At 65.5% G+C, this 19913-nt stretch carries 14 protein-coding genes; 7 read left to right on the top strand and 7 right to left on the bottom strand.

What is annotated here, in order from left to right; translation table 11 throughout:
- Nucleotides 1–13: 13 nt before the first annotated feature.
- Entirely contained in the window at nucleotides 14–1018 is a 1005-nt protein-coding gene (locus D3877_RS26135; protein ID WP_119833738.1) for an ABC transporter ATP-binding protein, read from the bottom strand.
- Between the two features lie 273 nt (nucleotides 1019–1291).
- On the opposite strand from D3877_RS26135, the gene D3877_RS26130 reads away from it, so the two are divergent.
- Nucleotides 1292–2023, top strand: a complete 732-nt coding sequence (locus D3877_RS26130) for a GntR family transcriptional regulator (protein ID WP_119833737.1) — start codon at nucleotides 1292–1294, stop codon at nucleotides 2021–2023.
- A gap of 141 nt (nucleotides 2024–2164) precedes the next feature.
- Nucleotides 2165–2302: a hypothetical protein gene (locus D3877_RS30040; protein ID WP_158600013.1), complete on the top strand. Its 138-nt coding sequence runs from the start codon at nucleotides 2165–2167 to the stop codon at nucleotides 2300–2302.
- A gap of 11 nt (nucleotides 2303–2313) precedes the next feature.
- On the opposite strand, the gene D3877_RS26125 is transcribed toward D3877_RS30040, so the two are convergent.
- Both D3877_RS26125 and D3877_RS26120 read right to left on the bottom strand, forming a co-directional pair.
- Entirely contained in the window at nucleotides 2314–5781 is a 3468-nt protein-coding gene (locus tag D3877_RS26125; protein ID WP_119833736.1) for a DEAD/DEAH box helicase, read from the bottom strand.
- Between the two features lie 198 nt (nucleotides 5782–5979).
- Nucleotides 5980–7068 carry a TRAP transporter substrate-binding protein gene (locus D3877_RS26120; RefSeq protein ID WP_119833735.1) on the bottom strand — a complete coding sequence of 363 codons (1089 nt, stop codon included), beginning with the start codon at nucleotides 7066–7068 and terminating at the stop codon, nucleotides 5980–5982.
- 249 nt (nucleotides 7069–7317) lie between these two features.
- Here D3877_RS26120 and D3877_RS26115 point away from each other — a divergent pair, with 249 nt between their 5' ends.
- Nucleotides 7318–9021, top strand: coding sequence for a DUF4384 domain-containing protein (locus tag D3877_RS26115; protein ID WP_119833734.1), 1704 nt, complete (start codon nucleotides 7318–7320; stop codon nucleotides 9019–9021).
- 7 nt (nucleotides 9022–9028) lie between these two features.
- On the opposite strand, the gene D3877_RS26110 is transcribed toward D3877_RS26115, so the two are convergent.
- From D3877_RS26110 to D3877_RS26105, 3 genes are all read right to left on the bottom strand, one after another.
- On the bottom strand, nucleotides 9029–9844 hold the full coding sequence (locus D3877_RS26110) for a PP2C family protein-serine/threonine phosphatase (RefSeq protein ID WP_119833733.1): 816 nt from the start codon (nucleotides 9842–9844) through the stop codon (nucleotides 9029–9031).
- A 126-nt stretch (nucleotides 9845–9970) separates the two neighbouring features.
- Nucleotides 9971–10174, bottom strand: a complete 204-nt coding sequence (locus D3877_RS29640) for a hypothetical protein (RefSeq protein ID WP_147395301.1) — start codon at nucleotides 10172–10174, stop codon at nucleotides 9971–9973.
- A 34-nt stretch (nucleotides 10175–10208) separates the two neighbouring features.
- Nucleotides 10209–10736, bottom strand: coding sequence for a hypothetical protein (locus D3877_RS26105; protein ID WP_147395300.1), 528 nt, complete (start codon nucleotides 10734–10736; stop codon nucleotides 10209–10211).
- Between the two features lie 193 nt (nucleotides 10737–10929).
- Between D3877_RS26105 and D3877_RS26100 the strand changes: the two genes are divergently transcribed.
- Entirely contained in the window at nucleotides 10930–12492 is a 1563-nt protein-coding gene (locus D3877_RS26100; RefSeq protein WP_119833731.1) for a tetratricopeptide repeat protein, read from the top strand.
- On the opposite strand, the gene D3877_RS26095 is transcribed toward D3877_RS26100, so the two are convergent.
- Nucleotides 12482–13729 carry a tetratricopeptide repeat protein gene (locus tag D3877_RS26095; RefSeq protein ID WP_119833730.1) on the bottom strand — a complete coding sequence of 416 codons (1248 nt, stop codon included), beginning with the start codon at nucleotides 13727–13729 and terminating at the stop codon, nucleotides 12482–12484. The genes D3877_RS26100 and D3877_RS26095 overlap by 11 nt on opposite strands.
- Before the next feature lie 109 nt (nucleotides 13730–13838).
- Here D3877_RS26095 and D3877_RS26090 point away from each other — a divergent pair, with 109 nt between their 5' ends.
- From D3877_RS26090 to D3877_RS26080, 3 genes are all read left to right on the top strand, one after another.
- A complete protein-coding gene (locus D3877_RS26090; RefSeq protein WP_119833729.1) occupies nucleotides 13839–17345 on the top strand; it encodes a tetratricopeptide repeat protein in 3507 nt (1168 codons plus the stop codon).
- A complete protein-coding gene (locus tag D3877_RS26085) occupies nucleotides 17345–19612 on the top strand; it encodes a tetratricopeptide repeat protein (RefSeq protein WP_119833728.1) in 2268 nt (755 codons plus the stop codon). The genes D3877_RS26090 and D3877_RS26085 overlap by 1 nt, the downstream gene beginning before the upstream one ends.
- A gap of 112 nt (nucleotides 19613–19724) precedes the next feature.
- Nucleotides 19725–19904, top strand: a complete 180-nt coding sequence (locus D3877_RS26080) for a YdcH family protein (protein WP_119834040.1) — start codon at nucleotides 19725–19727, stop codon at nucleotides 19902–19904.
- Nucleotides 19905–19913: the final 9 nt, after the last annotated feature.

The following is a 19913-nucleotide window of genomic DNA, read 5'->3' as shown; positions in this document are numbered from 1 at the left end:
AAGATCGGCCTAGTCAGGACGCCAGCGGATGGGCGTCGGCCCGGTTCCAGCCGATCTGAACCGGCGCGCCGATGGACAGCGGCGCGTCGTAAAAGCGGGTTTCGTCCAGGATGACGGCGAAATCCTCGGCCCCCGCCACGTCCAGGCTGAGGTGAACCGAGGCGCCGTGATACTCCAGCGCGCGCACGGTCCCGTCGGTCCGCAGGTCGCCGCCGCCCAACTGAACACGGTCGGCCCGCACGGCGCACAGCCCGTCGGCGCTCTGGATCACGTTGTGGCCGCCGATGAAGCGGGCGACGAAGGCGGTGCGCGGGCGGTTGAACAGCTCGCGCGGCGGCCCGGCCTGTTCGATGCGGCCCTGGCTCATCACCACCACCAGATCAGCCAGCGCCATCGCCTCCGTCTGGCTGTGGGTGACGTGGATGAAGGTGATGCCCAGCTCGCGGTGCAGGCGCTTCAACTCCTCCCGCATCTTGTCGCGCAGGAAGGGGTCGAGCGCCGACAGCGGTTCGTCCAGCAGCAGCACGCCGGGCCGGGTGATGAGCGCGCGGGCCAGCGCCACGCGCTGTTGCTGCCCGCCGGACAGTTGGGCGGGCAGCCGGGCGGCGTATTTGCCCATGTCGACCAGATCCAGCATCTCGCGCGCCCGGCGGCGGCGTTCCTCCACCGCGACGCCCTTCATCTTCAGGCTGAAGGCGACGTTGTCGGTGCAGTCCAGATGCGGGAACAGGGCGTAGCTTTGGAACATCATCGCCGTGCCGCGCCGGGCGGGCGGCTCGCCATTCACCACCTGGTCGCCGATCAGCAAATCGCCGTCGCTCACGTCCTCGTGCCCGGCGATCATCCGCAAGGTGGAGGTCTTGCCGCAGCCGCTCGGCCCCAGCAGACAGCAATACGCCCCGGCGGCGACGCGCAGGTCGATGGCGTCCACGGCGACCGTGGCGCCATAGGCCTTTGTCAGCTTCACCAGTTCGACAGTCGATCCAGCGGTCGTTCCCGCGCCCGATCCTGTGGTCATGCCGGCCGATCCTATTTTGTGCACAATCTCGATGCCAATTCAGCACAAGGACGATTGTGCACACTGCGTGCCAGCGGGCGGCTTGGCGGAACCCCGCCATTCCCTCAACGCGCAGAAGCCGGGCGGTGATTGATTTCAGCGCAGGTCGCCTGAAATTTGCGCAGAAATGCCCGCTGTGCGACCAATTGCGCCCATGCGCGCGTTAGGCTTTCCCAGCGCGGCAGTTTTGTGCACAATTGCGTCAGACAGAAACGCCACCACCAATAACGGGCCATGAAGATCGCCTTGACCACCGCCGCCCCCCGTCGCTCGCCCCGTGGACGCGGCGGGGCGGAGGCCCGGATCGTCCGCAGCATCGGCGAGGCCATCGCCGACCGCCGCCTTCCCCCCGGCACCAAGCTGGCGGAGGAAAGCCTCGCCCAGGTGTTCAGCGTCAGCCGGGAACGGGTGCGCAAGGTTCTGCTGCTGTTGGCCCAACGGCAGGTGGTGACGCTGATTCCCAATCGCGGCGCCTTCGTCGCCAAGCCAACCCCGCATGAGGCCCGCGAGGTGTTCGAGGCCCGGCGAGTCATCGAACGGGCGATCATGGACAAGCTGGCCGCCCTGCCGCGCCCGCTCCCCCCCGCGACGCTGGCCCGTCTGAACGAGCACCGCAGCCAGGAAGAGGCGGCGGAGCGGGCGGGCGACCGCAAGGCGATGATCCGCCTGTCCGGCCAATTTCACTTGCTGCTGGCGGAGTTCGCCGGAAACGGCACGCTGACCGGGATTTTGGCCGGGCTGATCGACCGTTCGGGCTTGGCCATCGCCGCCTTCGAGCGGCGCTCCTCCCACACCTGTTCGGCGGAGGATCACCGCCGTCTGATCGACGCGCTGGCCGACCCGCAGGACGACACCGCCGTCGCCCTGATGATGGAGCATCTCGACGCGGTGGAGCGTCAGTTGGATCTGGACGCGCGACCGGAGCCGATGGTCGATCTCAAAAGCGTCTTCGCCAGCGAAGAGTGACGGGCTTCAAGGAAACCCTTGCTGACGGGGTGTCCATTCAGCGTTTTCCCTGAAGCTGAGCGCCGCGCCAACTGCGCGACCCGGCCTTGCTGGAGCCTGTGCGCCAGCCACCTCAACAGCCTGCCCTTCGACATTTTGAAGATGAACGGTTCTTTCACCCGCAACCTCCGCAACGCGCGGGGGCGCGTCGGTCTGACCGTCGGCGGAACCCGCCATCGCTTGGAGGAACGCGACGCCTTCCTCTATCTGGTGCTCTCTCGCCCCGACAGCGGCCTGTAGCCGCCGAACCGTCAGCCGTCGATGGGCGCCAGCAAGACGTCCAGATCGTCGGCGGTCAACAGATCCGCTTCCGTCGTCGTCGCGTCATAGACCGCTTCGCCCAACTGGCGTTTGCGGTCCTGAAGGGTGAGCATGCGCTCCTCCACCGTACCGACCGTCACCAGCTTGTAGACGAAGACCGGCTTGTCCTGGCCGATCCGGTGGGCGCGGTCGGTGGCCTGGTCCTCCACCGCCGGATTCCACCAGGGATCATAGTGAATCACCGTGTCGGCGGCGGTCAAATTCAACCCGGTGCCGCCCGCCTTCAGGCTGATGAGGAACAGCGGGGCCTCGCCCGCCTGGAAGCGGCGCACCGGCGTCTCGCGGTCGCGGGTGTCGCCGGTCAATTCGACAAAGGGAATCCCCAACCTCGCCAGTTCCGGCTTTATCAGATCAAGCATGGAGGTGAATTGCGAGAACAGCAGAATCCGCCGACCATCGGCCAGCAGATCGGGCAGCAGTTCCAACAAACGTTCCAGCTTGGCCGACGCCGCCCCCTTCTCCACCCGCTTGCGCGCGCTCTCCAGCTTGACCAGCCGGGGGTCGCAACAGACCTGCCGCAGCTTCAACAGCGCGTCCAAAATGGTGATGTGGCTGCGGGCCAAGCCCTTGCGGGCGATTTCCTCGCGCACCCGCTGGTCCATCGCCAGCCGGATCGTTTCGTACAAATCCCGCTGGGCGGCCTGGGGATCGACCCGCTCGACCATCTCCGTCTTCGGCGGCAGCTCGCTGGCGACCTCCTCCTTGGTGCGGCGCAGCAGGAAGGGGCGAACCCGGCGGGCCAACACCCGCTGCCGCTCCGCGTCGCCATGCTTTTCAATGGGCGTGCGGAACAGGCGGCGGAAGCCGGTGCGGTCGCCGAACAGCGACGGCGCGGCGACGGAGAACAGCGACCACAACTCGTCCAGATTGTTTTCCACCGGCGTGCCGGTCAGACACAACCGTTGCCGCGCCTCCAACGCCTGGGTCGCCTTGGTCGCCTGCGAGGTCGGGTTTTTCAGATACTGGGCCTCGTCGAAGATCGCCAGATGCCAGGGTTGCGCCTCCAGCACCGCGCGGTCGCGCGGCAGCAAAGCGTAAGAGGTGACGACCAGATCATACTCGGCCAGATCGCCATGCGCCGCCTTGCGCTGCGGGCCATGCAGGACCAGCGTGCGCAGATCGGGGGCGAAGCGCGCCGCCTCGCTGCGCCAATTGCCCAACACGCTGGTTGGGGCGATCAGCAGGCAGGGGCGGTCCATCCGCCCGGATTCCTTCTCGATCAGCAGATGGGTCAGCGCCTGCACCGTCTTGCCCAGCCCCATGTCGTCGGCGAGCAGCCCGCCGAACCCATGCGCGGCCAGGAATTGCAGCCAATTCACCCCCGTCCGCTGGTAGGGCCGCAGCGTGGCGCGCAAGCCGTCGGGAAGATCCACCACCGGCACCCCGCCCGCCTCGCGCAGGCTGCGCGCCATGCCGCGCACGGCGTCGGCCCCCAGCAACGGCACCCCGGCGGCGGACGCCGCCTCTTCCAGCGCGGCCAGATCGCCCAGATGGGTCCGCCCAATCCGCAACGGGCCGCCATCGGCGCCCGGGGCTTGCAGCCCGAACAGCTCCATCAGCACGCCCAGCATCGGGCGCAACCGCTCGACCTTCAGCGGCAGGAAGCGGTCCTTGCCAACCCGCACGAACAGCACCCCGTCGGGGGCCAGCGCGTCGAGCGCCGTTTCCGTTCCATCGTCGGCAAACTCATCCGAACCCAAACGGCCCAAAACCCCGATGAGGGAGCGCAGAACCGGGAGCAGCTCGACCCGCTCCCCGCCCACCTCGATGCCAAGCGACAGGCCGAACCAATCGATTCCCGTCCCCTCGCCAACCTCCATCGTCCAACTCTGCGGCGCTTCGAGGATCTGGTAGGGGAAATCGGCGTCGATCTCGATCCCCCACCCCTCGGCCCGCAGATCCGGCAGGAGTTCGAGGCAGAAATTCAGCCAATGGCTCGTCTCGTCAAATTCGCCGGTCGGGCCGGTCGGCGACATGAACAGGCTCCGCCGCACGCTCTGCCCACGCCCGATGGTGAGCGGCGTCTCGTTCAGGACCAAGCCCGCGCGCCGCAACCGAGCCGACGCGGCGGCCTCCGCCTTGGGTTGGCGGGGCGCGGTGACGAGAACCCCGTCCTCCATCCATTGCAGCGGCCCCGTCTCCTCCACCAGACCAACGCGGCGCCCGGCATAGTCAAAGCCCAACGCCGCCACCGCGACCTTGTCCGACACGGTCATGCCATAGGCGTAGGGCGTGTAGGGCCGGGTCGCCTGCCCCAGACGCAACAGCGGGCGCGGTGTCACGCGGCGGGTTTCCGTCTGGGTCGGGGCGGCGGGGCGCGTCGGCAGCGGCAGGCCAAGCGATTCCACCCCGGCCACAAAGGCGGCGACCTCCCCCGGCGGCAAGGACGGCGCGGACAGCAGGGCGGCGGCCAGATGCGGACGAATGTCGGCTTCCACCGCGCCGCACTCCCCGCTCTCCCGATCCACATACAGCAACGGCGTGGTCGGCAGCGTCAGCGCGGCGGGGGAGTCCAGCGCGATGGAAAACCGCTGCCGCCCCCGCTCGTCCGCCACCCAACAGGCCGTTCCCCGTCGCGTCGGGCCGGAGCGCAGTGGCGGGTTGGCGCGGAAATCCTGCCAATGGAGCCGCCCGGTTTTCAGCATCCGCTCGACCAGCCAGCCGCTCCATTCCCCCCGCAACAGGCTGCCCTCGTCGCGCCGCCCTGCCACCGCCATGGTGTTTTGGGCCAGGCTGGTCAGGATGGTCCGGTCGGATGGGGTCACAAACTTCACGGTCGTCAGGGTTCGAATCTGCTCGAAACCATAGGGTTTCTCGTCCGCGCCAAAGGCGCCGTCCTTGCGGATGGAGACGGACAAGGGTTGAACCACCGCCTCCGCGCCGCCCGCCCCGCTGTCCAACCGCAGCGCATACAGAAGCCGCTTGCGCACCGTTTCGGGATAGACGTCGCCGCCGTCAACCGCCGCCGCGTCGCTCAACCGGGACAAAAGCGCCTGCAAGGGCGGCGACAGCGCGGGAACCGCCGCTTGAGGCGGCGTAAATTCCGGGTCGCTCGGGACGCGCCGCGCCGTAAGCGTTGGCAACGGCGCTGATGGCAATCGTTCGACCGCGCTCAACACCCAGTCGATGAGAACGGCGGCGACATGTTTGCAATTGAAGCCAACCGGGCAGTCGCACTCGCCCGAAAGCGCCGAAAGCCGGTCGTTGCCCAGTTGAAGCAGGATGCTCTGCGCGTAGGGGATTCGGTGCGACCCTCGCACGGTCGCGGACAGGCGGATCGCGCCTTTCGTCAAACGCTGCGCCTGAAGGGCGGAAACCCGCCCTTCGCGCTGATAGGCGGCCCCCAGGCTGAAGGTGGCCGCGTCAAAAAGGCGTTGGAGAGACGAAAGGGGGATCACGCGAAGGAAGTCCTTGTGGCGGGTCGCCGTTCATCCGGCCCCATCTTTCTTGGCGGTTGCAGACGCCGTGTCAAGACCGCGTCGCCCCGCTCACCCCCCCCGCTTCCGTCCATTCGTCGGGCAAACGCCTTTTAAACCGCCTGCGCGCGGGACCTCTGCGTGCGTGACGGCGCGGTTGGCCACCCCACCCGCAGACGGTTACTTTGATCGGCCAGCGGACTGGACGAAATTGTCATAGGGCAATTCGGCGACGCGGAACCACAATTGCGCTTCGTCCAGGAACGGTTTCCAACTGTCATAGACGGTCTTGAAGGCTGGGTTGGTTTTGCCGATCTCGTCATACAGTTCAAAAGCGATCTTGTGCGCGGCTTCCATCAGGTCGCGCGGATAGGGGCGCAGTAGAGCGCCTTTGCCGACCAGACGCTTGAGGGCTTTGGCGTTCTCCGCGTCGTAACGCGCGGTCATCGCGCTGTTCGCCTCCGCGCAGGCCGCCGTCAGAATCGCCTTATAGGATTTGGGCAGGGCTTCCCATTCCTTCAGATTGACATAAAGCGAAACCTGCGGCCCGCCTTCCCACCAGCCCGGATAATAATAATGCTTGGCGACCTGATAGAAGCCGAGCTTTTCATCGTCATACGGGCCGACGAACTCCACCGCGTCGATGGTGCCTTTTTCCAAGGCCGGATAGACGTCGCTGCCCGCGATCTGCGTCGGCGTGGCCCCCAGCTTGCTCATGATCTGCCCGGCGATCCCGGCGATGCGGATCTTCAGTCCGGCAAAATCGGACAGAGATTTGATTTCCTTGCGATACCAGCCGCCCATCTGAGCGCCGGTGTTGCCCGCCGGAAACTGGATGATGTTGTAGTTCTTGAAGAAACTCCGCATCAACTCCTGACCGCCGCCATATTGGTGCCAGGCGTTTTGCTGACGGGCGTTCGGGCCGAAGGGAATCGCCGTGTCGAAGGCGAAGGTCGGATCCTTGCCGACATAATAGTAACCGCAGGTGTGGCCGCAATGAACGGTGCCGTTCTGCACCGCGTCGAGCACCTGGAGACCGGGGACGATTTCGCCAGCCGCGTGAACGCGAATCTGAAATTTGCCGTCGGTGGCCTCGGCGACGCGCTTGGCGATCATCTCCGACGTGCCCATCAGGATGTCGGTGCTTTTGGGAAAGCTCGACGCCAGACGCCATTGGACGTCCGGCTGGGTCTGGGCGATGGCCGGAGCGGCGACGCCGCTGACCGCCAGACCGACACCGGCGGAGGTGAGGAAGGCGCGTCTTTTCATTTCTGATCTCCCACAAAGTCCGATGCGCGGATCATCGGCCTTACCCTTTGACATTGAAAAAGAATGTCCGCTTCGTATGGTCACGCACAACAAAGCAGCCGTTTGACCATCGCGCATCGACCAATTCCGCATGTCTGCTCTTCGGGCTTGGTTGGGCGTCACAGGGCATAAGGTTCCTCCCCCCTTGGCCTTCAGCCGCCGGAGGGACTATACCGAAAGGACAGGGTACGGATACGGAGCGCCCTCGCGATGGTGACGGCAGCGCAAAAGCTGGGAAAATACGAGCGTCTTGATCGGATCGCTCAAGACGGCGATGTCGTGCTGCATCGGGGCGTTGACCCGGCCAACGGTCGCGCGATTCTGTTGCACAGCGCTCGGCTGGCCGGTTTCGTTGGTCAGGATGAGCGCTTGGCGCGCTTTCGTCGGGAGGCTGGCGCGGCGGCCCGGCTGATTCATCCGAACATTGTTCCCTTCTACGCCTCGGGTGAGACGGACTCCGTCGTCTTCATCGCCACGGAGCCGGTGAGCGGGACCAGCCTCGACCAGGTCATCGACCAACTCACCGATTGGGCCGACCGGCTGACCATCCTGCGCTCTGCCCTGGACGCGCTGTTCGCCGCGCACCGCAACGATCTGGCGCATGGGGCGCTCAGCCCGGCGGCGATCTGGCTGCGCGTTGATGGAACCATTGCCGTCAGCGGGTTTGGTCTGGCCGCGCTGCACGCCACGCAGGCGACACAGGCCGATGATCTACGGGCGGCGGAGCTTCTGGCCAAGCGACTGCTGGCCACTCATGGGGAGCGGCCAGCGGTCTCCGCCCTGTTGGCCCGGCTTGACACGACGCACGGCGGCTTTTCCAGCGTCGGGGAACTGCGCGACATTGTGGCTGGGTTGGTGTCCGACAAGACCAATGCCGTTCGTTCCCCGTTGGCGTGGCGACCACTGGCGGCGCTGCTGCTGATTGGTCTGGTGGTGTTCGGTGGGTTTGTTTGGCAACGGAAGTTCGCCAAGGTCAGGGCGCTTCCCACCATGTCCGCGCCTGCGCCGCCAGCCGCGCCACTCGCGCCACAGGGGCCAAGCGCGCCACCGGACATGTCGGCGGCAGACGTTCCAACGCCGCCTCCGCCATCGCCGGAACAGCCGCAGGAACCAAGCTCCCCGGAACCACCCCCGCCACAACCGGCCCCGCCCGTTGCTGGGCCGCCTGCGGATGAAGAGCCGCTGGTGGGCATCCTGCCCGAAACGCCGGTTGCCGCGCCGCGTCCGTCGGCGGTCGATCTTGACAGGGCCTTGCGGTCGATCCCTTGCGCGGTTGCAACGGTCGAGGAGGTGGACGGTCATCTCGTCGTTTCCGGGGCCGCCGCTGGCGACGCGGCCCGCAACGCCATTCAAACGCTCATGGACCTCCGCGCCGAAGGCTGGGAGGTTCGATTGGACGTCGCGGCTGCTCCTGAACGCTTGTGCGCGCCCTTGGCGCTGGTGGCCGACGCGTTGATGGCGAACGCCGACCAAACGGCGCCGATGACAATGACGTCAATTCCGCGCCCGCTTCGTCCCGGCACGCCGTTGCACAATGGCGATCCGTTGATTCTCGACATCACTGGACCGCCGCACAAGACTCTGTTGCACGTTGATTACTACACGGCGGATGGCGACGTCGTCCATTTGTCGCCAAATCCAGCCGACACGGACACCCAGTTGGAGGCCGGAGCCACACGACGGTTGGGCGAGCGGGTCGGATCCGGACGATACTGGAGCGTCGGACCACCCTTCGGCAGCGAACTGGTTGTCGCGTTGGCCTCGGCTACTCCGCTGTTTTCGGCGCCCCGGCCCGAAATCGAACCGGCTTCCGCCTATTTGTCGGCGTTGAAGCAAGCCATCGACGCGCAACCCGCCCTGCCCACGGATGCCAGACCGCATGCCGTGGTCCTGTTCATCACCACCCAGCCGTGAGACTGGATTACGTGGCTTTGGCGAAGCGAGCGACGACGACGGTGATGTTGTCCTGGCCACCCGCCGCGTTGGCGGCCTCAACCAGCGCGGCGCAGGCGCGTTCCGGCACGGTTTCTTGCCCCAGGATCCGGGCGATGGCGGCGTCGGGCAGCATGCCGTTCAAACCGTCCGAACACAGCAACAGCGCGTCATCAGGAAGGAGGGAATGGACCGCCAGTTCGGGTTCCACCTCTTCCCCCGTGCCAAGGGCGCGCAGGATGATGTTGCGTTGTGGCGCCACGCCACGCCCGCCATTGTCGAGCCACATCTGATAAAGGCTGTGGTCGCGGGTCAGGGCGCGCAACTCGCCGTCACGCAAGCGGTACAGTCGGCTGTCGCCCGCGTGAAACACCACCATTTGGGGCGAACCGGGAAGGCGCCACAGGCCAACAGCCGTGGTTCCCATGCCGCGCCCCTCGGCAAAGCCGCGCTGCTTGTTCAGCGCGTGGATTTGTTGGTTGGCCAGCAGCACCGCCGAACGGGCGACGGACAAGGCGTTGCGCACGGTCGGATCATGGTCCACCGGATTCGCCAAGGTCTTGTCGGAATCGTTCGTTGCGGATGTGGTTGGGGTTGTGGGAGGCGCGAAATCTTCCAGAAAGCCGCTGATGACCTCAACGGCGGTACGGCTGGCGATGTCCCCCCCGGCGTGACCGCCCATACCATCGCAGACCACCGCAAACTCGCCCGTTGTCCCAATGCAAAAACTGTCTTCGTTGCGGGCGCGGACGCGTCCAACATCGGTTTGTCCGGCGGCGATCAGGGAAAAGGCGGCGTTGGGCATCGGCGTGTGAGGCTCCGGGAGCGCAAAAGGACGCGACCCCAAGACCACCACGGAAAAGACAGGATGGGTCGCTTGGCCGATAATGGCGCAAGGGCCGACAAAGATACAGCGTCGTTTGACGCTCGCTTACACGGAGATGTTGAGATTTTGGCCGCGCGTCGGCGTGACGTTGCCACCGCCATTGGACCCACCTTGCAGCAAGGTCGCCACGGCTGCGGCCTGCTGTTGGTTGTCCTGACTCAGAGTCTTCACGCCAAAATCATATTGGCCCTGAGCTTGGCGCAAGCTGACGGCGGCGCCAGCGGTTGATGAAGTTACATCGAAAGCCATGACGACCTGCCTGCTGACAGCCCACGATGTGGGGCTAGATCACCACATTGACGCGCGCGACGCCCGAACTGACCGAAGCCGGATGCGTCGCCGCTGTGGTGAAATGTGCCACATGGGCGCTGCCCGTGGAAGCGCTCTGTGCGTTGCCAGTCGCCATGGGCTGAGAGGTGGAGCTGTTTGGCGTTGAGGAATCCGTTCCCCCGCTTTGGCCCTTTTTGTCCGATCCGCCGACCGTCACCTCGAAAGCGGCGGCGCGCGACGCCTCTTTTTCCTGCTGTTGCGCTTCCTTGTACTGCTTCAGCGCCGCTTCGGTGGGGATTTGGGAAACCGTCTTCCCGTTTGCCGGGTCGCGATACTGCATCACCAGACGGGACGCGTCGACGTCGTAGGAAAAGGCGATCGTCGGATAACGGTTCACCAGGGGATCGGTGGTGTCTTGCTGCGACGGAATCGAGCTGTCGGCCCCCTTTTCAACGGTTTCCCCGTTGCGGGCCGTCATGACAGGAAACGGACGCAATGCCGTTGATGTGGATGGCGCCACATTCATGACCAGCAATTCCATATGTTGGAAACACCTGGAGATAAAGATACATAGAATGCCGTACAAAGTAAAGACTTTGTTCATACTTATTCAGGATTGCACCCTCAGCGAAACCGCCCGTATTGCGCTTCCGTCTTGGGTTTCGCCTTGAAACCACATAAAATTTTCCAGAAAAGCTTGCGCGCCCGCCCCCACATGCCTAAGGCTATCGGTCATGGCCACGATCACAGAAGCCCTTACAATCGCTCTTGATCTGCATCTTTCCGGGCGATTGGGGGAGGCGCAGGAACTTTACACCCGCATCCTGGACGCCGACCCGGATCATCCCGACGCCCTGCATTTTCTGGGGGTGCTGGCCGGTCAGATCGGCCAGGGAGATTTGGGTTTGACCCTGATTGGCCGAGCGTTGAAGCTGCGTCCTGACGCCGCAGACATCCACGCCAACCACGCCACCATCCTGCGTGGTCTCAAACGCCGCCGCGAAGCTTTGGCGGCCCATCAGCGCGCCATCGCTCTTCGTCCTGATTTTGCCGAGACTTGGATCGACGCCGCCACGCTCCACCGTGAGGATGGTGATGGAGACCGCGCAATTGCCGCGCTGGAGCGCGCGACTCGCGCGGCTCCGGCTCTTGCCGTCGCCCCGGAGCGGCTCGTTCTTTTGCTGCACGAACGCAGCCGGTTGTTGATCGAAGCCGGGCAGCCTGTGGCCGCCTTGCCGTATTTAACCCGCGCGGTGGAACTGGCGCCCTTCAACGCCGACCTTGCGTTTCTGCTTGGCAACGCGCTGTACGCGGCGGGCTTGCGCCAGGATTCGCTGAGCGCCTATCGGCGAGCGGTGGCTCTGGTTCCTGATTTCCAATCGGCGGTCTTCAATCTGGGCATCGCGCTGGGAAAGATTGATCGGTTGGAAACGGCCTGCGCTGCGCTGTTGCACGCGGTCCGCATTGATCCAACCAACATGGACGCGCTGGAGAACCTGATTATCACGCTGTACGCGCTGGATCAGGAGAATGAGGCCAACGAATGGGCCAGCGCTTTGCTGGACCTGAAAGACCGTCTGGCGCTGGCCCATGCCCCGGCGCAACCGTCTCTTCCAGCCGTTCCGCGCGGCGCGGCGCGGCGAACCCGCAACGTCATTGCCTTCAGCCTGTGGGGCAATCAAGAGATCTACACAAAAGGGGCGGTGGCCAACGCGCATTTGACGAAAACTCTGTTCCCAGGCTGGGAATGCTGGGTCTATCACGATGATTCGGCGCCGCCCGAAACCTTGTCGGCCTTGACGGAGGCCGGAGCGGTTCTCATCGCGATGGCGCCGGGCAGCGGTCCACTCCTTGGCCTTTATTGGCGTTTTTCCGCTTCGGACGATCCGACCGTGGCCCGCTTTCTGTGCCGTGATTGCGATTCCCGGTTGTCGATGAAAGAAAAGCTGGCGGTTGACGCCTGGATCGACTCCGGGCGCCCTTTCCACATCATGCGCGATCACATTCTGCACACAGAATTGATTCTGGCTGGAATGTGGGGGGGAACGGCCGGGTTGTTGCCAGAATTGTTGGGGCTGGCTGAACGCTTCGCCCGCACGGACGTCGACCGCTGGCAAGATCAGCGCTTTTTGCGACGCTTCGTTTGGCCTTTGGTCCGCAATCGCGCGTTGATTCACGATCGGACGCACCCGCGTCATGGCGTTCCATTTCCCGATGGCCCGAGCGGCCCCTTGTCAGACCGGATCGGGTCGCGCGTCGCGCCCGAAATTGCGCCCGGCGACAGGGTCACGGCCTGACGGCGACCACCACCATTCCAACCACGGGTTCCCCGCTCTCAAACCGCAATGTTTCCTGCGTCATCATGGTCAACGCCAGCCCCGACACGGACAGGGCGTCGCGCACATAAATTTCCTTGTGCGCGTAACGGCCATGGGTCGCAACCTGATACGGGGGAAGTTCCGCGTCATCCGCGAGCCGCTCTACGGAAAAGACCAGCCGACCGGCCGGGAGCAACGCCGTGCAGGCGGCCGCAAAGACCTCCCCCAACTCCCCAAAATAGCACAGGACATCCGCCGCCACGATCAGGTCGAAGGAGGAGGGATGCGCGGTCAGATGCGCGACCAGCTCCGCTTCGTCCAACGCGTCATACAGCGCGCGGGCGTGGGCGTGGGCCAGCATGCCGCCCGACAGATCGACTCCGCTCAAACAGCGGGCGTAGGGCCGCAACGCCGCCCCGCACAGCCCGGTCCCGCAACCAGCGTCGAGCACCGCCAAATCGCCACGCGGCTCCGGACCGCTCATCGCGACGGCCTCGGCCAACAATTCCGGCGCGCGATAGCCAAGTTCGGCCAGCTTGCTGTCAAACTCGTTCGCAAACAGGTCGAAGGTCTGCCGCACATAGGCGTCCGGCGCCCGCTCTTCCGCCGAATCACCGATGATGGCCGAACCGATGTGCCGCGCCATCGGGTTGTCCGGGTGGTCGCGCCGCCAATCGCGCGCCAAGCGCGCCGCCGTTTCGACGTCCCCACGCTCATGCAGCAGATAAAGCGCGGTGGCGAAATTGTCGTGACCATCGGTCCAATCCGGGCGCGCCGCCAGCGCCCGCCGGTAGCTGATGGCGGCCTCCGTCAACCGTTCCTCGTCGCGCAGGAGGTTGGCCTGGTTGTTCCAGGCCTCGGCGTAATCCGGCTGCATGACCAACGCCCGCCGATAGGCCCGCGCCGCCTCGACCGTCTGCCCGGTCTGTCGCAGAACGGCGGCGAGGTTGTAATGGACCAGAGCGAGATCCAGCCCACAGGCCAGCGCGGCGCGATAGGCTGAAGCGGCCTCGTCCGGTCGCCCCAACGCGCGCAGGACGTTGCCATGGTTGTTGTGCGCGCCCGCCAAAGCGGGATCGGCGGCCAACGCCGCCCGATAGACGCTGTCCGCCTCCTCCGCCCGACCGGCGGCGGCCAGGGCGTCGGCCTGTCGGCACAAGCGCGCCGCCACGGGAACGGCGGCTTTCGCGCGCACGGCCAAACGGGATGCGGCCATGATGACGTCTCCTGCGAACGGCGGAACAAAATCAATGGCATCTTTACCTTGAACGCCCGATCATGGCACTCCCTTTGGCAGGGCTGGGCCGGAAAGGGCAAAAGGGACTATGGACACCAACAGGCTGGCGCAGGCCCTGGCCCATCATCAGGCCGGGCGCTTCACCGAGGCCGAGCATGGCTATCGGGCCGTGCTGGCCGTTGATGCGAAACACCCGGATGCTTTGCATCTTTTGGGCGTGCTGTCGCTGCAAACCGGCCAGCCGGACGCCGCCATCGACCTGATTGAGCGCGCCATCGCCGAAAATCGTGGGGTCGCCGACTACTGGGACAATCTGGGCAGCGCGCTGGTCGCCAAGAACCATCACGGCGACGCCGTCGCGGCGCACCGCAACGCGGTTCAACTGAATCCCGATGGCGCGCAACGCCGCCACAATTTGGGAAACGCGTTGGCCGCGCTGGGCCGTCATGATCTGGCGCGACGCGCCTTCGCCACGGCGCTGGCTCTGCGTCCGGATTACGCCAAGGCCTGGTACAATCTGGGGAACAGCGAACGCGTCCTGGACCGACTCGACGGGGCCATCGCCGCTCTTTCGCACGCGGTCCGCCTGACCCCCGGCATGGTCGAGGCGCACAACAATCTGGGCGACGCGCTGGCCTTGGCCGGACGTTTGAAAGAAGCCGTGATTCAGCACAGGATCGTCGTCGCCCAACGCCCCGATGACGCCACAGCCCACTACAATCTTGGCGCGATCCTACAACAGCAGGGCGCCAACGAAGGGGCGGAAATCGCCTATCGCGAAGCCTTGAAGCGCCGCCCCCGCCACGCCCCGGCCTTGAACAATCTGGGCACCGTGCTGCGGCGGCTTGGCCGCCCCGATCAGGCCGAACTCTGCCACCGGCAAGCGCTGGAGCTTCACCCGGATTTTGTCGAGGCCCGCTACAATCTCGGCAACGCCCTTCAAGCGCAAGGACGCTACAAGGACGCCGAAACCTGCTTTGAAGAGGCGCTGGCGCAGGAACCCGATCTGGCCACCGCCGCCTACAACCTATCCCTGCTCGCCCTTCTGCATGGCGATCTGGCCCGAGGCTGGGCCGGCTACGAGCGCCGGTTCGCCGCTGGCGAGGTCCGCCCCAACCGGCGCATCGACGCTCCCTTGTGGACCGGCGAAGTGTTGCGGGGCCGTCGTCTTCTGGTGTGGCGGGAGCAGGGGGTTGGCGATGAGATCCTCTTCGCCTCCTGTTACCCGGATTTGCTGGCCTGGAGCGGCGGCAAGGTGACGATCGAATGCGAGCGCCGACTGGTTCCGTTGTTCGCCCGCTCCTTTCCCCAGGCGAATGTCCGGGCGGAAAGCTGCACGGCGGACGCGCGCGAAACCATTCTTCCGCCGGATTGCGACCTGCAAGTTCCAGCGGGAAGCCTGCCCCACCGACTGCGCGATGGCCTGTCCGCCTTTGACGGACAAGCTCCCTGGTTGGTTCCCGACCCGGAGATGGTGAGTCATTGGCGCCGTCGGCTGGACGCGCTGGGGCCGGGTTTGAAAATCGGCATCGGTTGGCGCAGCCAGTTGATGACGGAGGAGCGGCGCGGCGCCTACACCCGGCTCGACCAGTGGGGCGAGTTGTTCGCCGTGCCGGGGGTTGTCTTCGTCAATCTGCAATATGACGACTGCGCCGATGAGATCGCCCAGGCGGAACGGCGTTTTGGCGTGCGCATCCACCGCTGGGCCGATCTTAACCTGAAGGATGATTTTGATTCCGCCGCCGCGCTGACGGTCAATCTGGATCTGGTGATTTCGCCCGCCATGTCGGCGGGTGAGCTGGCGGGCGCGCTGGGGGTTCCGGTTTGGCGGTTTGGCGGTCGGGACTGGACCCAATTGGGAACCGCCACACGGCCCTGGTTTCCATCGATGCGCCTGTTCCAACCCCGAGCGGGCGAGGGATTGGAGGCAACGCTGTCGGCCATGGCGCGGGCGCTGTGCCAGATGGCGGGAACGAAGCCACGGCCCCTTCGCGTCTCGCCCATCACGTCGGAAAGCCTGCTGTCCACGGCCATTGAGCAGCACCGTGATGGGCGGATGGAAGAGGCCCGATCCTCATACCGGACCGTTCTGGCCGTTGAACCCGATCACGCCGACGCTCTGCATCTGCTTGGGCTGATTGACCACCAAACCGGGCGCTCCGAACAGGCTGAGCGGTTGATGCGGGCGGCTTTGCGGGTGGTCGCGGAGTTTCCCACCGCCTGGAATCATCTGGGGTTGGTGTATGAGACCGAGGGGGCGGGCCACGCCGCCGAACACGCCTTCACCCGCGCCCTGGCCCTGCGCCCGGATTTTCCCGAGGCGCTGACCCATCTGGGACTGCACCGGCAGAACACCAAAAAATTGGCGGAGGCGCGAACCCTTCATCAACGCTCCATCCGGCTGGTGATGGACAACCCCGCCGCCCACGCCAATCTTGGCCACGCCTGCGAGGTGGACGGGCGGTTTGTCGAAGCCATTGGTCACTATCGCCGGGCGGCGGCCTTGCGGCCCGACGCCCCGGACGCCCACAACAACCTTGCCACCATGGCGACGTTGACCGGGGATCTGGCGCAAACACGCCCTCATCTGGAGCGCGCCTTGCGGCTGGATCCGAATTTTGCCCTGGCCGCCTGGAATCGTGGATTGCTGGCTTTGGCGGACGGCGATCTGTCCACCGGCTGGGCCGGTTACGGACGGCGTTTTTCCGCGCGCCAGTTGCAACGCGCCCGCCGCATTCCCCGCCCGGAATGGCGCGGGGAACCGCTTGACGGGCGCCATCTTCTCGTCTGGAGCGAACAAGGGGTCGGCGATGAGATTCTCTTCGCCTCCTGCTTCGATGCGTTGAAAGGCCTTGATGGTCCCGTCACCATCGAATGCGACCCGCGCTTGACCAGCCTGTTCACGCGGTCTTTTCCCTGGACGGTCGTCCGGGCGGAAACCGTCGATCGCTTTGGCAAAGAAATGGTGGATCCACCCGATTGCGATCTGCAAGCCCCCGCTGGCGGATTGCCCGCCCTGTGCCGCGCCAACGTCGCCGCCTTTCCCCCGCGTCCGGCCTATCTGGTTCCCGACCCGGCGCGCGTGGCGCTGTGGCGCGAACGGGTGGCGGCGTTGGGGGATGGCCTGAAGATTGGTCTTGGTTGGCGCAGTCAGGTCATCACCGCGCAACGGCAGGGCGCCTACACCGGGCTTCACGATTGGTTGCCCCTGTTCGATCTGCCGGGCGTCATCGTCGTCAATCTGCAATATGGTGATTGCACGGCGGAACTGGCCGCTCTGGAGCGCGGCGGACGCCGCATGCGCCAATGGGACGACCTGAATCTGAAGGATGATTTTGAAGGGGTGGCGGCCCTGATGAGCAACCTGGATCTGGTCATTTCTCCGGCCATGGCGGTTGGCGAACTGGCGGGCGCGCTGGGCGTTCCGGTTTGGCGACTGGGGGGAAGGGATTGGACGTGGTTGGGGGCGGCGATTCGCCCATGGTTCCCGTCGATGCGCCTCGTTCAGCCTCACCCCGGTGAAAGCATGGCCGACACCGCAAACAACACGATTCGCAGCATCGCCGCTCTTGGCGCTTCACAAGGCACTCTCTGATGGCGACCATTGCCGAGGCTCTCACCATCGCCCTTGATCTGCACCAGACGGGGCGCTTCGCCGAGGCCGAGGAACTCTACCGGCGCATTCTCGACGCTGACGCCGACAATGCTCAGGCTTTGCATTTGTGCGGCCTGCTGATCGCCCAATTGGGCCGGTTGGAGGAAGCCGCCGGGCTGCTGGCCCGCGCCGCCCTCGCCAACCCGCTGGCGGCGGACCCGCAGGTCAATCATGGCAAAGTGCTGCGGGCGCTTGGCCGCCCCGCCGACGCCCTGACGCGCTTTCGCCGGGCCATCGCCCTGTCCCCGGCCCTGGTGGAGGCCTTGGAAGGGTTGGGCCACGCGGAACGGGAGCGAGGCGACAACAGCGGCGCTGCGCGTGGCTTCGGACGCGCCGCGCGCAGCGGCGACACGGCCGTCTTGTTCTATCATTGGGGCGTGGCGCTGGACAGCGCCGGGCGGCTTGAGCGCGCCGTGGAGCCGCTCCAGGAGGCGGCGCGGCGCGATCCTCTGTCCGGCGCGACGGCGGCGCGGCTGGCCTCTCTGCTCCACCGGCTGAACGACGCCGACGGCGCGGCGAACTGGTATCAGCGGGCGCTGGCCCTGCGCCCCGACCATGGCGACGCCCTGCACAACCTTGCCGTCATCGCCCGCAGCCGGGGGGAGCAGGTCCAGGCGATCCGTCGGTTTGGCTGGGTCGCCGCGCTGCACCCCGACCAGCCCGAAGCCCAGCGTGATCTGGCGGCGACTCTGCTGGAGTTGGGCCTGTCCCACCGATCTGGCCAGCGTCTGGATGACGCGGCGGACGTTCTGACCCGCGCCGTCGCCCTCGCCCCGCTTGATTTCGACGCGCAAGACGCGCTGGCGCTCACCCTGTTTGAGCTTGGCCGGTTTGACGAGGCGCACAGCGCCTATCGGCGGGTGGTCGCGCTGGATCCAACGGCGCTGGGCGGGCATTACAACGGCGCGCTTGCCGCCAAGAATCTGGGCCAGATCGCTGAGGCCATGGTCGGTTTGCGCATCGCCAGCCGCATCAGCGACGCCCCATGGATTCACAGCGCCCGTCTGGTCACAGCCCTGCTGCTGCCCGACCTGACCAACCCAATGCTGGCGGACGAGGTGACGGCTTGGGGGGATCGTTTTGGCCGGACCATCGAGTCCTCACCCGCCTTAGCCTGCCCCGCCATCCATGGCCGCCCGCTGCTGGTCGGCTATGTGTCGAACTATCTGCACCCTGGCAACCGGCTGCTGGACCAGATTGCTCCGCTGTTGCACGCGCATGATCGTTCGGCGGTGGTTCCCGTGATCTATGGCGATGTCCCGTTCGACGCCCCGGCTCTGGCCGAGATGCGGAGCATGGCCGACGGGTGGCGCGACACGCGGGGAATGGACGACGACGCGCTGGCCGATCAAATCCGCGCCGACGGCATTGATGTTCTGGTTTGCCTGATCGGCCACACCAGCGGGCAGCGCATGGGCCTGTTCACCCGGCGCCCGGCGCCGCGTCAGGTCAGCTTCCACGGCATGACCTCCAGCGGGGTCGACGCGATGGATCTGTGGTTGACCGATCCGGTTCTGCACCCGGCGGACAGCACCGAGACCTTCAAGGAACGCTTGATCCGTCTGCCCCATTTTTTCCTGTTCAAACCGCCGGGGCGCAAGTTCCCCTTGATGCCGCCGCCTTGCGGCTGGAACGGCGTCATCACCTTTGGATCGTTCAACCTCGACGCCAAGATCAATCATCGCGTGGTGGCGCTGTGGTCCCGAATTCTGCACGCCGTGCCGGGATCCCGGCTGATGCTGAAATCACGCGGCGCCGGGTTGGCGGATCCGCAGGGCCGCACACGCATGGCCAAAGCCTTCGCCCAGAATGGAGTCGGCGCCGATCAACTGATCCTGCTGCCCCCCGCCGCCAGCCATGAAGAGCATCTGCGCTACCATGAGGGCGTGGACATCGCCCTCGACCCCTTCCCCTACGGCGGCTGTCTGACCAGCTTTGACGCGCTCAGCATGGGAGTGCCCGTGGTGACGTTGGCGGGAGAGCGCTTCATCGAACGCATGACCGCGTCGCTGCTGCACAGCCTGGGACGCCCCGAATGGGTGGCGTCCAATGAAGAGGAGTATGTCCTTCTGGCGAAGACTCTGGCCGAAGATCACAAGACTCTCTCCAACATTCGGATGGGCTTGGCCGAACAGATAGCCACCTCACCTTTGTGCGACGCAGCATCATACGCCCGCGCGATTGAAGAGGTTTTTCGTATGGATTGACGCCCTCCATTGAAAGATTGGGGTTGTCTGAGCCATGGGAACGGTGAACACTGGTGTCATCGGCCTGCCACATTCCGGCAAGAGCCGATTCGACCAGACGGAGAGCAGACTCATGCACACCGATGCTCGTGTTCATTCCCTGCAAGAGAAGCACCTGCGCCTTGATCGTGCGATCCTCGACGAGGAAAAGCGATCCTGGCCGGACGAGAGCGCGGTGAAGCGCCTTAAACTTGAAAAGTTGCACGTCAAGGAAGAGATGGATCGCCTGACGAAAACCAGCAGCTTGAACTGATTTCCCCCC

The organism is Azospirillum cavernae (assembly GCF_003590795.1).
In the GTDB taxonomy this organism is placed as follows: domain Bacteria; phylum Pseudomonadota; class Alphaproteobacteria; order Azospirillales; family Azospirillaceae; genus Azospirillum; species Azospirillum cavernae.
Note: the sequence above shows the minus strand (reverse complement) of the source record. Positions and strands in the feature narration are given on the sequence as shown.

What these genes read in the sequence shown, in the direction of transcription:
- D3877_RS26135 (WP_119833738.1), bottom strand. Translation starts at nt 1,018, where the DNA reads ATGACCACAGGATCGGGCGCGGGAACGACCGCTGGATCGACTGTCGAA.
- D3877_RS26130 (WP_119833737.1), top strand. Translation starts at nt 1,292, where the DNA reads ATGAAGATCGCCTTGACCACCGCCGCCCCCCGTCGCTCGCCCCGTGGA.
- D3877_RS30040 (WP_158600013.1), top strand. Translation starts at nt 2,165, where the DNA reads ATGAACGGTTCTTTCACCCGCAACCTCCGCAACGCGCGGGGGCGCGTC.
- D3877_RS26120 (WP_119833735.1), bottom strand. Translation starts at nt 7,068, where the DNA reads ATGAAAAGACGCGCCTTCCTCACCTCCGCCGGTGTCGGTCTGGCGGTC.
- D3877_RS26115 (WP_119833734.1), top strand. Translation starts at nt 7,318, where the DNA reads ATGGTGACGGCAGCGCAAAAGCTGGGAAAATACGAGCGTCTTGATCGG.
- D3877_RS26110 (WP_119833733.1), bottom strand. Translation starts at nt 9,844, where the DNA reads ATGCCCAACGCCGCCTTTTCCCTGATCGCCGCCGGACAAACCGATGTT.
- D3877_RS29640 (WP_147395301.1), bottom strand. Translation starts at nt 10,174, where the DNA reads ATGGCTTTCGATGTAACTTCATCAACCGCTGGCGCCGCCGTCAGCTTG.
- D3877_RS26105 (WP_147395300.1), bottom strand. Translation starts at nt 10,736, where the DNA reads ATGGAATTGCTGGTCATGAATGTGGCGCCATCCACATCAACGGCATTG.
- D3877_RS26100 (WP_119833731.1), top strand. Translation starts at nt 10,930, where the DNA reads ATGGCCACGATCACAGAAGCCCTTACAATCGCTCTTGATCTGCATCTT.
- D3877_RS26095 (WP_119833730.1), bottom strand. Translation starts at nt 13,729, where the DNA reads ATGGCCGCATCCCGTTTGGCCGTGCGCGCGAAAGCCGCCGTTCCCGTG.
- D3877_RS26090 (WP_119833729.1), top strand. Translation starts at nt 13,839, where the DNA reads ATGGACACCAACAGGCTGGCGCAGGCCCTGGCCCATCATCAGGCCGGG.
- D3877_RS26085 (WP_119833728.1), top strand. Translation starts at nt 17,345, where the DNA reads ATGGCGACCATTGCCGAGGCTCTCACCATCGCCCTTGATCTGCACCAG.
- D3877_RS26080 (WP_119834040.1), top strand. Translation starts at nt 19,725, where the DNA reads ATGCACACCGATGCTCGTGTTCATTCCCTGCAAGAGAAGCACCTGCGC.